Source organism: Cupriavidus sp. FW306-1B-F12B, assembly GCF_058781795.1.
In genome coordinates this window covers 224,510-237,958 of the sequence record NZ_JBYSXC010000001.1, presented here as the reverse complement: position 1 = coordinate 237,958, position 13,449 = coordinate 224,510, and the positions used below count along the sequence as shown (strand labels likewise).

The following is a 13,449-nucleotide window of genomic DNA, read 5'->3' as shown; positions in this document are numbered from 1 at the left end:
TCCCGTCAGGGCTTGTCGTTGCCGGCCAGCACCGCCACGCCATCGGCGGCCACCACACCCTGCCCTTCGGGCAGCACGAACACGGGATTCATCTCCGCCTCGGCCAGCCGGTCGCCAAGCGTGGCGACCATGCGCGAGAAGGCGACGATCGCGTCGGCCAGCGCTTCCACATCCGCCTTCGGCCGGCCCCGGAAGCCCTGCAGCAGCGGGGCCGTCTTCAGGCGGCCGATCATCGCCAGCGCGGCGTCGCGGCTCAGTCCGCGCTCGCCAGGCAGCAGCCGCAGCGTGGTATCGCCGAACAGCTCGGCAGTCACGCCGCCCATGCCGAGCAGGATCGCAGTGCCGAGTGCGTCGCGGTGCATGCCGAGAATCACTTCGACGCCGCCCTTGACCATTTCCTGTACCAGAAAGCGCTGGGGCGCGATACCCGTGGCCGACTGCACGTCGCTTGCCATTCTTGCCAGCCGGCTTGCCACCTCCGCAGGCGGGACATTGACGGCCACGCCGCCGACATCGCTCTTGTGGGTGATCTCGGCCGACAGGATCTTCAGCACGACATTGCCGCCGAAGGCTTGCGCAGCCGCCATCGCCTCGGCGCCATCGGCAACCACAACCTCCTTCGCAACCGGTACGCCGAAACCGGCGAACAAGGTCTTGGCTGCGGCTTCGTCGATCGAGCCGGTGCCATAGGCGGCGAGATCCGGCAACGGCAGCGTGGGGGTGCCCGCTTCGCCGACCGCACCGAGCTTGCCGGCACGCAGCATCGCGTCGATCGCCACCGTGCACGCCTCCGGCGCGGAAAACGCCGGCACGCCACGGCGATTGAGCAGCGATGCGACTTCCGGCGCATGCGGGCTCACGTACGCAATCACCGGTTTGTCACTATGGGGCAGGCAGTCGCGAATGGCATTGGCCATCAGGTCCGGCATGGCCAGGCTGGACGAGCCCACGATGACTGCGACCGCGTCGTAGCTCGGGCTGTCGAGCAGGATGCGGATCGCTGCGCGGAGCAGGTCGGGCTGCAGCCCGGCCAGGGTCACGTCGATCGGGTTGCGGTCGAGCGCCGCGTGGTCGCCCTTCTGCAGCGCGCGCAGCTTCGCCGCGGTCGCTTCGTCAGGGGCCGGGGTCTCGAAGCCGGCTACGCCCAGGCTGTCGGAGACCAGCGTGCCGGCGCCGCCGGTCGAGGTCAGGATCGCAACACGGTTGCCCGTCAGCTTGCGCCCGGTAGCCAGGGCCGCGGGCATGTCGAGCAGGTCCGAGAAGGTCTGCGCGCGAATCACGCCGACCTGTTCAAAGAGCGCGTCATACATGCGATCCGCACCGGCCAGCGCGCCGGTATGTGACACCGCGGCGCGCGCGCCACTCTCGGAGCGGCCGATCTTGAACGCCACCACCGGCTTGCCGGCGCGCGCCGCCTTCAGCGCCGCACGGCGGAAGGTCTCCGGGTTGCGCACGCTCTCGACATACAGCGCGATCACGCGGGTGGCCTCGTCATCGGCCAGGTAATCGATAAAGTCAGCCAGATCCAGGTCGACTTCATTGCTGGTCGAAACCAGCTTGGACAGGCCGATGCCGCGCGCCGCGGCGCGCGACAGCAAGGCGCCGAGGATGCCGCCGCTTTGCGACACCACGCCAATGCTGCCGGCCGGGAACTGGTCCATCTCCAGCGCGCCGCTGGCCGACAGCGGGATGTTGTCGGTCAGGTTGACCAGGCCGATGGTATTGGGCCCCAGCAGGCGCATGCTGCCGGCCGCCTCGATCAGCTCAGCCTGGCGCCGCGCGCCCTCGGCGCCGGTCTCGGTATAGCCGCTTGCCAGCACGATGGCCGCGCCCGCGCCGCGCGCCGCCAGGTCGCGCACCGCCAGGTGCGCACGCTCGGCGCCCAGCAGCACGATGCCGACGTCCGGCACTTCGGGCAGCGAGGCAATGTCAGGATAGCAAGGCAGCCCGTCGATCGACTCGACCTTGGGGTTGACCGGGTAGATCGCCCCGCTGAACCCATGCTTGCGCAGGTAGGAAACCGGGCGGCCGGCAGTCTTTGCGGGATCGGCGGATGCGCCAATCACGGCAACGCTGCGCGGCGTGACAAGTCGTTGGATGGCATTCATGTGGTCAGGCCTTGCTGGCGGTCTTGTTCAGGAAAGCCAGCACGGAGTCGCGATGCTCGGTGCTGGTGTAGCAGATGCCCTGCGCCTGGCTGCCCTGGGCGAAGACCTGGTCGGCGGGCAGTTCGAAGGACTGGTTCATGATGCTCTTGCCCAGCGCGATCGCGGTAGCCGAGCCCTGGCTCAGTTGCGCCGCCCAGCTCAGCGCATCGTCGATCAGCGCTCCGGGCTTGCTCAGGCGGTCCGCGATGCCGAGGGCCGCGGCCTCCTGCGCCTCGACCTTGCGGCCCGTGAAGACCAGTTCCTTCGCTGCCGACAGCCCTACGCGGCGCGGCAGGAAATACATGCCGCCACCGTCCGGGATCAGGCCCCGGTTGATATAGGACCAGGAGAACGACGCCGCTTCGGACGCCAGCACGAAATCGCAGCACAGCGCGGTATCGGCACCCAGCCCGGCCGCGGCACCGTTGACCGCGGCGATGGTGGGCTTGGGCATGGTGTGGAGCAGTTTCACGGTGTGGTGGACCCGCTGCTGGCGGCTCCAGCCGTTGAAGCCCACTTCGCCGATGGGCGCCTCCATGCGGCGCTGCATGCCGGCCACGTCGCCGCCGGCGCAGAAGCCCTTGCCGTTCCCGGTGAGCACCAGGGCGCGGATCGCCTTGTCCGCCGCCACGCGCTCCAGGGCGTCGATGAATTCCGAGCGCATGTCGTCGCTCATGGCATTGCGCTTGTCGGGGCGGTTAAAGGCGAGCAGCGCGATGCCCGATTCGATCTTCAGTTCAATCAGGGAATAGTTGTCCATGGTCCTGTCCGGTGCTATGTGTGCGATCTGTTTTTTTACGAGTGCCGCGCTCAGTCGGCCGTGATGTGGGCATCCTTGATGACCTTGCTCCAGCGCTGGCTCTCGGCCTTGACGTAGCGGCCGAACTCGTCTGGCGTGCCGCCACCGATGGCAAGCCCTTCCTGTTCGGCGCGCTTGCGGAACGCGTCGGTGTGCACGGCCTTCTTCGCCGCGGCGTTCAGTCGCGTGATCACCGCCGGCGGCGTGCCGGCCGGCACGAACAGGCCATACCAGCTATCCGCCACATAGTTGGGCACACCGCTTTCCGCAATCGTCGGAATCTTGCTCAGCGCCGGCGCCTGCGAGCGCTGCGCGGTCGTGACCGCCACCGCCCGAAGCTTGCCGCTCTCCAGGTGCGGCGCCACCGCGGCTGCCGTGGCGAACATCACATCGACCTGCCCGCCGAGCAGGTCCGTGATCGCCGGGCCGGCGCCGCGATAAGGAATGTGGTTCAAGTCGACCCTGGCCATGTTCTTGAACAGCTCGCCGGCCAGGTGCGCCGAAGTGCCGGCGCCTTGCGAGGCGTAGTTGAGCTTGCCCGGCTTGGCCTTGGCGGCGGCGATCAGGTCCTGCACGGTCTTGATGGGGCTGTCCGGCTTCACCACCAGCACGTTGGGCGAGCGGCCCACCAGCATGACCGGCGCGAACGCCTTCTCCGTATCGAACGGCAGTTTCTTGTGCAGGCTCGGGTTGACCGCGTGGGCCAGCGTCGCCATCACCAGCGTGTAGCCGTCTGGCGCGCTCTTGGCCACCGCATCGGTGCCGATAATGGTGCTGCCGCCCGGCTTGTTATCGACGATGACGGGCTGGCCAAGGTCCTCGCCCATGGTAATGCCCATGGCACGCGCCACCAGGTCCGTGCCGCCGCCGGGGGCGAACGGCACCACCATGCGGATCGGCTTGTCGGGAAAGGCTGCGAGCGCCGGCAAAGGCGCTGTCGCGGCCATGAGGAACGGGATGGCTGCCTTGGCAAGCCGGCGGAACAATCCGGTGCAGAACGGATGCATGCTTTGTCTCCTGGAACGAGTCGGAACGCCGCGGCCATCACACTGCATGCACCGGGCGCGTTTCTTTGTTGGAGACAGCTTAGGCCCAGGCGGGCGATTCCACACCCCCACAATTCCACTGCATGGAATTCATGGGACGCCATCCCGCGCGGTGCCGGGCTGCCAGGCGTAGTGTTCCGCGAGATCGGCCAGACCACTGGCCGTGCCTGCCTGCAGGCCGCGCCATGCCATCTTTGCCATTTCCGACAAAGAAGCGAAGAAGGAGAAGCTATGCGAATCCTGTTTGCGGCCACCGCAGCAGTGGCGATCATGGCGGGTTGTTCGCCCGGCGCAACGCATGGCCGATTGCCGGGCGCAGGGAGTCGGCCGCGATGCGTGCTATACAGCCGAACAGAACCGGCAAGCGGCTATTGGCGCGGCAGCGGAGAAGCAAGCCCTGGAGAACGCGCAGAAGGCGAACGGATTGAAAAGCAAATGAGAAGTGTCGGGCGAAGACTGCTGGTAGCCTGTGGCACCCGCTTCCCGAGGCGAAGGGGAACCGCTTAACTGCACCATCGACTTCCGCGGCAACCAATGCACCGTCCGGGCCGGCTCGCAGCTCCAGACCGTCGACCAGGCCAATGTCGCAGCCGTGCTCGGCCTGAAGCCGGAACAGGTGACGGCAGGCGCAATGGCAGGCTGCTATACACACAGCAGTCCACCCTCGCCAACTGGCACCGGGCACGCCCTTGCAGCGTGCCCGGATTGCAGACGCTTACTCGACCGCGATGCCTTTCTCGCGGATCACCTTGCCCCACTTGGCATAGTCCTGCTGGATGCGCTGGCCCATCTGCGCCGGCGCCTGGTAGTTGGCAATGGCACCGGCCTTCAGCAACTTGTCCTGTACATCCTTGTCGGCCAGGATCTTGCCGACCTCGCCCGACACGCGGTCCACCACCTCCTTGGGCGTTCCCGGCGGCGCCAGCAGGCCGCCCCAGGAAACGGCGTCGTAGCCCTTGAAGCCTTGCTCGGCAATGGTCTTGACGTCCGGCAGCATGCTCACGCGCTGCGGCGAGCCGACCGCGATGGCGCGCAGCTTGCCCGCCTGGATGTGCGGCAGCGCGGCGACGAGGTCGGCGTACATGATCGGGACCTGGCCACCGAGGGTGTCGCTGATCGCGGGCACGCCGCCCTTGTAGGGCACGTGCTGCATCTCGAAGCCGCCCATCTGCTTGAGCAGTTCCATGCTCAGGTGGCCGAAGCTGCCCGCGCCGGAGCTGGTGTAGTTGAGCTTGCCCGGCTGTGCCTTGGCCTGTGCGATCAGCTTGGGCAGGTCGGTCACGTTGGGCAGCAGCGTCGGGTTGACCACCACCACGATCGGCAGGTCATAGACGGTGGCCACGGGCGTGAAGTCCTTGGTCGTGTCGTAGCCCGCCTTCTTGTACAGGTGCGGCGCCAGCAGCGTGGGCGTGGCCAGCATCATCAGCGTGTAGCCGTCCGGCGCGCTCTTGGCTACCTGCGCTGCTGCGATGGAACCCGATGCACCGGCGCGGTTCTCCACCACGACGGGCTGCTTCAGGCGCTCGGCCAGCTTCTGGCCGACGATGCGCGACGCAGTATCCGTGGGCCCGCCCGGCGGGAACGGCACGACAAGCTTGATCGGCTTGCTGGGCCAGGATTGCGCGAAAGCGCTGCCGACCAGCAGCGGCACCGCGGCCAGGGCCAGAATGGCACGACGCCGGGAGTGGACCATACGGGTGAAATTTCGAGTGCGCACGATGTTGTTCCAGGTTGAATCAGTGCAAGGGAACCCAAGCCCCCCTTGCCGGGCAGGGCTGCGCGCACGCCCATGAGCGTCCGCGCGGCGCGAATACTCAGGCTTGCTGCGGTGCCTCGGGCAGCGTCAGCACGCCGCGGGCCTGCAGATCCTGCAGTTGCTCATCGCTCATCTGCAGCAGGTTCTGCAGTACCGCCCGCGTGCCCTCGCCCAGCGTCGGCGGCGCGTTGCGGATCGGCAGGCGCTGGCCATCCAGACGATATGGGGGCGCGAACACGTGCGTGCTGCCTGCCACGGGATGGGGCATCTCGCGCAGCAGACCACCCTCGCGGGTCCGTTCGCTGGTCAAAGCCTCGTGCAGTCCCGCCACCTTGCCGCAGGGAATGCCGCAGGCGGTCATGCGCTCGAGCAGCAGGTCGCGCGCAAAGCTGCGGATCAGGCCCGTGATCAGCGGGGTCAGCGTCTCGCGATTCCTGGCGCGCTCCACATTGGTGGCATAGCGCGGGTCCTCGACGATGTCCGGACGCTCGATAACCTGGCGGCAGAACTTGTCGAACTGGCTGTTGTTGCCCACGGCGATGATCAGCGGGCCATCGGCGGCCTCGAACATGCCATAGGGCACGATGGACGGATGGGCATTGCCATAGCGGGCGGGGTCGCGCCCGAGCAGCATGGCGTCCAGGCCGTAGTAGCCGGTGACCATCAGCCCGCAGTCGTACAGCGCCATCTCGATCAGCTGGCCCTTGCCCTTGCGCTCGCGGCGGAACAAGGCAGCCAGCACCGCCTGCGCGGCATACATGCCGGTCATCAGGTCCACCACGGCCACACCGAACTTCAGCGGCGGCGTGTCGGCTTCGCCGTTGAGTGCCATGAGGCCGGCCTCTCCCTGGATCACCAGGTCGTAGCCGGGACGCTTGGCCTCGGGGCCGCTGCTGTTGTAGCCGGAAACCGCGCAGTAGATCAGCTCGGGCTTGATCGCCTTGAGCTGTTCGTAGCCAAGGCCCAGCTTCTCGGCCCCGCCGGTCTTGAAATTGTGGATGACCACGTCGAACTGCGGCAGCAGGTCGTAGACGATCTGCACGCCTTCCTTGCTCTGCAGATCCAGCGTGATGGACCGCTTGTTGCGGTTCATGCTGTTGTAGTAGGTGGTCTCGGTCTTGCCGATGCGCATGCCCCAGTCGCGCGTGTCGTCGCCGCGGCCGGGGTGTTCCACCTTGACCACCTCTGCGCCGAAATCGGCCAGTACCTGGCCACACAGCGGCCCCGCAAACACGCGCGACAGGTCGAGTACGCGCACGCCCTCAAGCGGGAAGTCGATGCCTTGGGATTGATCAGGCGTCTGCATTGTTGGTCTCCATGGGCTGTTTCGAGGCACGAGCCGTCTGTGAATAATCGTAGCTTATGTCGGGCTGGCGTCACGCGATGCCGGCAGGGCTGCCACAGCGCAGCACGCTGGATGGCGCGTGCCGGAATCCCGAACGTCGGTACCGGTGATGAAGACCCAGCGCATCGCCGACGACGGGTGCGACAGAAGGAAGCAGAAGCTCTTCCTCGGGCGTGAAAGGTCCCCATCGCGGTCAGCCTAGCATTCTTGCTTGGATAAATGCGCTATACAATCCCTCTTCACATTGACAAAATGTTCAATAAAATTTGACAGTTGATCCTGGGGGCGGGCGAAGCGCGGTGCGCCCCCAGGCATTTGGCCCATAACATTGATATTAGACGCGCGCGTCACCTTGCCCTCTTCCGGGATCCGGGCGCCTCGTCACACACCGACAATCATTCGAGGAGATTCCGTTGAAGCCGTCGAGCAAACACATTGTTGCGCTGCTGCTGGCCGTCGCCGGCACCGCCCACGCCGCCTATCCGGAGCGCCCTATCAAGCTGATCGTGCCGTTCCCGCCCGGACAGGCCACTGACATCTTCGCGCGCGCCCTGGCCGAGAGGCTGGGCAAGCAGCTCGGTCAGTCCATCGTGGTGGAAAACCGCGCCGGCGCCGGCGGCAACATCGGCATGGAAGTGGCCGCGAAAGCCCCGGCCGACGGCTACACGCTCGTCATGGGCGGCAGCGCGATGGCTATCAACCAGACGCTGTACAAGAAGACCAATTACGATCCGCGTCAGGACTTCGCGCCGATCTCGGGTGTGTTCTCGGTGCCTCTGGTGTTCCTGGCCACGCCACAATCGGGCTTCACGTCATTGCGCGACCTGATCGCCAAGGCCAAGGCCGCACCGGGCAAGTACAGCTATGCCAGCGCTGGCATCGGCGGCACGCAGCACCTGTCTGCCGAGATGCTCAAAGCGCAGACCGGCGTGTTTATCGTGCATATTCCCTACAAGGGCAGCGGCCCCGCGCAGGCGGATTTCCTGGGCAACCAGATTCCGCTGATGGTCGATTCCGTGACCGCGGCCCTGCCGCTGATCCAGACCAACAAGGCCGTGCCGCTTGCTGTAACAACGTCAAAGCGCGTGCCGCAGTTGCGGTCGGTGCCAACCGTGCGTGAGGAAGGCGTACCGGGTTTCGAAGCGCTTGGATGGGCGGTGATGATGGCGCCCGCGGGCACGCCGCCGGCAATCGTCAATCAGCTCAATGCGGAGACGGTGAAGGCACTGCAATCGCCCGAACTGCACAAGTTCATTACGGATCGCGGGTCGGAGCCGATGCCGATGACTCCGGTTGAGACGGGGAAGTTTGTGGATAGCGAGATTCGGAAGTGGGCGACAGTCGTGAAGCGGTCTGGCGCAACGGCGGATTGAGGGGGCGAAGTGGTCGCCCATGCGCCATTCCTGGCGTCGCCGCCGGATGCCAGGCCAGCCGGTCGCCGCTTACAGCGGCCCCGGCAGCGTCTTCAGGCCAACCCAGAGCACCACGATGACAACATTGACCGGCACGCAGAGCGCTCCGGGCACGTAGAAGAGTGCTGACAGTGCAGGCGCGGACAGCACCAGCTCCACCATGCTACCCAGCCCGTAGCAGCAGACACCGCACCAGAGCCAGCGCCGCATGTACGTGAGCAGCCAATGTGCGCGCGCCTTGTTGAAATGCCAGGCGAGGGCTCGTTCAGCGCGGTTGCCCTTGCTGGCGTCCCGGTACAGCCAGCCGAAGAAGAAGTAGCGGTACAGCAGGGCGCGAAATGTCAGCTCTTGCGTCATCACTCATCTGGCCTCTGCCAGCCCATGGAGTGCAAAGATCTTCAAGCCCTCGCCGCATGCAGGAATGCCAGCGGCACAGGCCAATCGCCGTTCTGTTCAATATCATTGGTAGAAACGGCCGGCATGGAAGTCAAGCGTGACGCTTCCTGGGGGCATAAGCCGCCCGCGCCGAACCGGACTTTCCCCTATTTGGAGTAATCGGCCGGTCGTGCTACGCTCATCAGCGAGCGATACCCGTCCCGACGTCGTGCCCCGGTGGGGCCGCGCATCTGCAGGGCAATCCGCAGGGCGTTTCGGGCTCATTCTCATCGCTTATCCAAATTAATCTGCATTCGAACCTGAGCGGCATTTCTCCGCTCGTGGAGCCGTGCGCGCGAAAAACCGGCACGGATGACGTCGCGTCGTGACTGGCGACGCGACGTCATTTGTGGTTGGTCATCCTCTTGCGCATGCACCTCAGGGACGTGCCGGACGGGGCATCTCCGTGATCGATCGCGATCCGGGCGCCCCGGGGATACGTGCGCCCAAATGAAGCTGCGGGTCTCGAATGCGATCGCCCCCACCCCTGGCAGCAGGGATGGGCGGAAGAAGAAATGACGATGAGACCACGATGACTTACACCACCAATATCGGACGTCGACAGTTCCTCAAGATCCTTGGCGTTGGATCTGTTGCCGTCTCGGCCTCGGCACTGGGCCTGGGTACAGCCTGGGCGCAGGCGCCTGCCGGCGTGCGCCCCTACAAGCTGCTGCGTGCGAAAGAGACGCGCAACAACTGCACCTATTGCTCGGTCGGGTGCGGCCTGCTGATGTATTCGCTGGGTGACGGCGCCAAAAACGCGAAGCCCCGCATCTTCCACATCGAGGGGGATCCCGATCACCCCGTCAGCCGTGGTTCGCTCTGCCCCAAGGGCGCGGGGCTGCTGGACATCGTCCATTCGAAAAACCGGCTGCAGTATCCGGAATACCGCGCGCCAGGGTCGAAGGAGTGGGTGCGCATCAGTTGGGACGATGCGACCAGGCGCATCGCCCGCCTGCTGAAGGACGACCGCGACAAGAACTTCATCGCGCGCAACGACAAGGGCCAACTGGTGAACCGCTGGCTCAGTTCGGGCATGCTCGCCTCATCCGCGGCGTCCAACGAAACCGGGGTTCTCGACTTCAAGTTTGCCCGCTCGCTCGGCATGCTGGCGCTGGACTGCCAGGCACGCCTGTGCCACGGGCCAACGGTTTCCGCACTGGGGCCGTCCTTCGGCCGCGGCGCGATGACCAACCACTGGGTGGACATCAAGAACGCCAATGTCGTCATCGTCATGGGCGGCAACCCGGCCGAGGCGCATCCGGTCGGCTTCAAGTGGGTGATCGAGGCCAAGATCAGGAACAAGGCCAAGGTCATCGTCATCGATCCGCGCTTCAACCGCACCGCCTCGGTTGCCGACATCTTCTCGCCGATCCGGGCGGGGTCGGACACGGCCTTCCTGATGGGCATGGTCAACTGGCTGCTGCAGCACGACAAGATCCAGCACGACTATGTGCGCGCGTACACCAACGCGTCGCTGATCGTGCGCGAGGATTTCGGCTTCGACGAAGGGTTGTTCTCGGGCTTCGATCCGCAGAAGCTCGTCTACGACAAATCCTCCTGGAACTATGAGCTGGACGCGGCGGGAAATGCGAAACGCGATCCCTCGATGCGCCATCCGCGCTGCGTGCTCAGCCTGCTGAAGCAGCACGTGTCACGCTACACGCCCGAGAAGGTCGAGGAGATCACCGGCGTCCGCAAGGCCGACTTCCTGCAGATCGCCGAGATCGTCGGCTCGTGCTCGGCAAAGGACAAGACCCTGACCTGGCTTTACGCGCTCGGCTGGACGCACCACACCGGCGGCGCGCAGATCATCCGCGGCGCCGCGATGATCCAGCTGCTGCTGGGCAATGTCGGCATGTCCGGCGGCGGAGTCAATGCGCTGCGCGGGCATTCCAACATCCAGGGCTATACCGACCTTGGCCTGCTGTCGGTGCGGCTGCCGGGCTACATGGACCTGCCCACCGACAGGCAGCAGACCCTGAAGCAATACCTGGCCGATGCCACGCCCAAGGCCGTGCTGCCCGATCAGGTGAACTACTGGAAGAACCTGCCCAAGTTCTTCGTCTCACTGCAGAAGAACCTGTTCGGCAAGCATGCCACTGCCGAAAACAACTGGGCCTTTGACCTGCTGCCAAAGTGGGACCGCAGCTACGACATGCTGGCCTATTTCGACCTGATGTACGAGGGCAAGGTCAACGGCTATGTGGTCCAGGGGTTCAACCCGCTGGCGGCGATGCCTGACAAGAACAAGACCTCGGCCGCGCTGTCGAAACTGAAGTTCCTCGTGGTCATCGACCCGCTGGTGACCGAGACCTCCAACTTCTGGCGCAACGAAGGCAAGTTCAACGACGTCAAGACCGAAGAGATCATGACCGAAGTCTTCCGGCTGCCGTCGAGCTGCTTTGCCGAGGAAGACGGGACGGTCGTGAACTCCGGCCGCTGGCTGCAATGGCACTACGCGGGCCAGCAGCCGCCGGGCGAGGCGCGCCATGATCCGGCCATTCTCGGCGGCATCATGATGGAGCTGCGGCGGCTTTACGAGAAGGAAGGCGGCGCCTGCCCGGAGCAGGTGCTGCACATGACCTGGGACGAGGCGACCTATCACGATCCGCACAGCCCGCATCCCGAGGAAATGGCCAAGGAAGCCAACGGCTACGCCTTGGCAGACGTGTTCGACGAGACCGGCAAGAAGATCCTGCGCAAGGGCCAGCTGCTGGATTCGTTCGCGCAACTGCGCGACGACGGCACCACCTCAAGCTATTGCTGGATCTTCGCCGGTTCCTGGACCGAGGCGGGCAACCAGATGGCCAGGCGCGACAACACCGACACGGGCCTGGGCAACACGCCGGGCTGGGCCTGGTCCTGGCCCGCGAACCGCCGCATTCTCTACAACCGCGCCTCGATGGACGAGATGGGAAATCCCTGGGACCCCAAGCGCCAGATCCTGCATTGGAACGGCGAGAAATGGGTCGGCGCTGACGTGCCCGACTTTCCGCTCACTGCGGCGCCCGGCACGCCCGTCGGACCCTTCATCATGCTGCCCGAAGGCGTCGGGCGCCTGTTCTCGGTCGGCGGCATGATCGACGGCCCCTTCCCCGAGCATTACGAGCCGGTTGAAAGCCCGATCGCGAAGAACCCCCTGCACGACAAGGTCACGCACAACCCGACCGCCCGCATCTTCCAGAACGATGCGCAGCGGATGGGCAACCGCACCGAGTTCCCCTATGTCGCCACGACCTATTCCATCACGGAACTGTTCCGCCACTGGACCAAGCACTCGCACCTGAACGCCATGCTCCAGCCCGAGCAATTCGTCGAGATCGGCGAAAAGCTGGCCGCGGACAAGGGCATCGCCCATGGCGACACGGTGAAGATCACGACCAAGCGCGGCCATATCACTGCCAAGGCCGTGGTGACCAAGCGCATGCGCACGCTCCGGGTGGCCGGGCAGGCGGTCGATCAGATCGGCATCCCCTGTCATTGGGGCTTCGAGGGGGCGACCCGCAAGGGCTATCTCGCCAATACGCTTGCGCCCGGTGTCGGCGACGCCAATTCGCAAACGCCGGAATTCAAGGCATTCCTTGTAAACATTGAAAAAGTGGCGGGAGCGCAAGCATGAACTCGCAAAACATCATCCGTAGCTCGGCCTCGTCGGAGCTGACACCCGCCCCCCGCATCCGCGACCATCAGATGGAAGTGGCCAAGCTGATCGACGTGTCGATCTGCATCGGCTGCAAGGCGTGCCAGGTCGCTTGCAACGAATGGAACGACCTGCGCGGCGACGTGCAGGAGAATGTCGGCGTCTACGACAATCCGCGCGACCTGTCGCCCAATACCTGGACCCTGATGCGCTTCACCGAGCATGAGGACCAGGCGGGCAAGCTGGAATGGCTGATCCGCAAGGACGGCTGCATGCATTGCGAGGATCCCGGCTGCCTGAAAGCCTGCCCTGCGCCGGGCGCCATCGTCCAGTATGCCAACGGCATCGTCGACTTCCAGTCCGACCTGTGCATCGGCTGCGGCTATTGCGTCGCTGGCTGCCCCTTCGACGTGCCGCGTATTTCCAAGCTGGACAACAAGGCCTACAAGTGCACGCTGTGCTCGGACCGCGTTTCGGTCGGGCAGGAGCCTGCCTGCGTCAAGACCTGCCCGACCGGCGCCATCGCCTTCGGCTCGAAGGCAGAGATGCAATCCCTTGCCGGCGAGCGCGTGGCCGAGCTGAACGAGCGCGGCTATGCCAGCGCCGGCCTGTATGACCCGGCGGGGGTCGGCGGCACCCACGTGATGTATGTGCTGCAACATGCCGACGACCCGAAGCGTTACGCGGGCTTGCCGAAGGACCCGGAGATCAGCACAGTCGTTTCGGGCTGGAAGGATGGCCTGAAACCCGTCGCCGGCTTCGTCGGCGCGGCGGCGGTCGTGGGCATGGCGGCGCATTTCATGGCGGTCGGCCCCAACACCCCCGAAACAGACGACCACGACGCCCCGACTGACGGCGCGGCATAA

9 protein-coding genes are annotated in these 13,449 nt (G+C 65.4%); 3 read left to right on the top strand and 6 right to left on the bottom strand.

Going from position 1 to position 13,449, the window contains the following annotated elements:
* Positions 1-5: 5 nt before the first annotated feature.
* The 5 genes from AC3WLE_RS01020 to AC3WLE_RS01000 form a co-directional block, all read right to left on the bottom strand.
* A complete protein-coding gene (locus tag AC3WLE_RS01020) occupies positions 6-2,108 on the bottom strand; it encodes an acetate--CoA ligase family protein (RefSeq protein WP_492355765.1) in 2,103 nt (700 codons plus the stop codon).
* A gap of 4 nt (positions 2,109-2,112) precedes the next feature.
* Positions 2,113-2,907 (bottom strand): enoyl-CoA hydratase/isomerase family protein, encoded by a 795-nt coding sequence (locus AC3WLE_RS01015; protein ID WP_492355764.1) that lies wholly within the window; start codon positions 2,905-2,907, stop codon positions 2,113-2,115.
* Between the two features lie 50 nt (positions 2,908-2,957).
* Entirely contained in the window at positions 2,958-3,953 is a 996-nt protein-coding gene (locus AC3WLE_RS01010; protein ID WP_492355763.1) for a tripartite tricarboxylate transporter substrate binding protein, read from the bottom strand.
* Between the two features lie 754 nt (positions 3,954-4,707).
* A complete protein-coding gene (locus tag AC3WLE_RS01005; RefSeq protein WP_492351329.1) occupies positions 4,708-5,685 on the bottom strand; it encodes a Bug family tripartite tricarboxylate transporter substrate binding protein in 978 nt (325 codons plus the stop codon).
* Positions 5,686-5,806: 121 nt separating this feature from the next.
* Positions 5,807-7,054: a CaiB/BaiF CoA transferase family protein gene (locus tag AC3WLE_RS01000; RefSeq protein ID WP_492351294.1), complete on the bottom strand. Its 1,248-nt coding sequence runs from the start codon at positions 7,052-7,054 to the stop codon at positions 5,807-5,809.
* A gap of 452 nt (positions 7,055-7,506) precedes the next feature.
* Here AC3WLE_RS01000 and AC3WLE_RS00995 point away from each other — a divergent pair, with 452 nt between their 5' ends.
* On the top strand, positions 7,507-8,466 hold the full coding sequence (locus AC3WLE_RS00995) for a Bug family tripartite tricarboxylate transporter substrate binding protein (protein ID WP_492355762.1): 960 nt from the start codon (positions 7,507-7,509) through the stop codon (positions 8,464-8,466).
* 69 nt (positions 8,467-8,535) lie between these two features.
* Here AC3WLE_RS00995 and AC3WLE_RS00990 read toward each other — a convergent pair whose 3' ends face one another.
* Positions 8,536-8,862 (bottom strand): hypothetical protein, encoded by a 327-nt coding sequence (locus AC3WLE_RS00990; protein ID WP_492317013.1) that lies wholly within the window; start codon positions 8,860-8,862, stop codon positions 8,536-8,538.
* A gap of 610 nt (positions 8,863-9,472) precedes the next feature.
* Here AC3WLE_RS00990 and fdnG point away from each other — a divergent pair.
* Both fdnG and fdxH read left to right on the top strand, forming a co-directional pair.
* A complete protein-coding gene (gene fdnG, locus AC3WLE_RS00985) occupies positions 9,473-12,562 on the top strand; it encodes a formate dehydrogenase-N subunit alpha (protein WP_492317012.1) in 3,090 nt (1,029 codons plus the stop codon).
* On the top strand, positions 12,559-13,449 hold the full coding sequence (gene fdxH, locus AC3WLE_RS00980) for a formate dehydrogenase subunit beta (RefSeq protein WP_492355761.1): 891 nt from the start codon (positions 12,559-12,561) through the stop codon (positions 13,447-13,449). Before fdnG ends, fdxH begins: the two co-directional genes overlap by 4 nt.

Excerpts from the sequence above, each read along its gene's own strand:
- AC3WLE_RS01000 (WP_492351294.1), bottom strand. The coding sequence starts at position 7,054 with ATGCAGACGCCTGATCAATCCCAAGGCATCGACTTCCCGCTTGAGGGC.
- AC3WLE_RS01010 (WP_492355763.1), bottom strand. The coding sequence starts at position 3,953 with ATGCATCCGTTCTGCACCGGATTGTTCCGCCGGCTTGCCAAGGCAGCC.
- fdxH (WP_492355761.1), top strand. The coding sequence starts at position 12,559 with ATGAACTCGCAAAACATCATCCGTAGCTCGGCCTCGTCGGAGCTGACA.
- fdnG (WP_492317012.1), top strand. The coding sequence starts at position 9,473 with ATGACTTACACCACCAATATCGGACGTCGACAGTTCCTCAAGATCCTT.
- AC3WLE_RS00990 (WP_492317013.1), bottom strand. The coding sequence starts at position 8,862 with ATGACGCAAGAGCTGACATTTCGCGCCCTGCTGTACCGCTACTTCTTC.
- AC3WLE_RS01005 (WP_492351329.1), bottom strand. The coding sequence starts at position 5,685 with ATGGTCCACTCCCGGCGTCGTGCCATTCTGGCCCTGGCCGCGGTGCCG.
- AC3WLE_RS01015 (WP_492355764.1), bottom strand. The coding sequence starts at position 2,907 with ATGGACAACTATTCCCTGATTGAACTGAAGATCGAATCGGGCATCGCG.
- AC3WLE_RS01020 (WP_492355765.1), bottom strand. The coding sequence starts at position 2,108 with ATGAATGCCATCCAACGACTTGTCACGCCGCGCAGCGTTGCCGTGATT.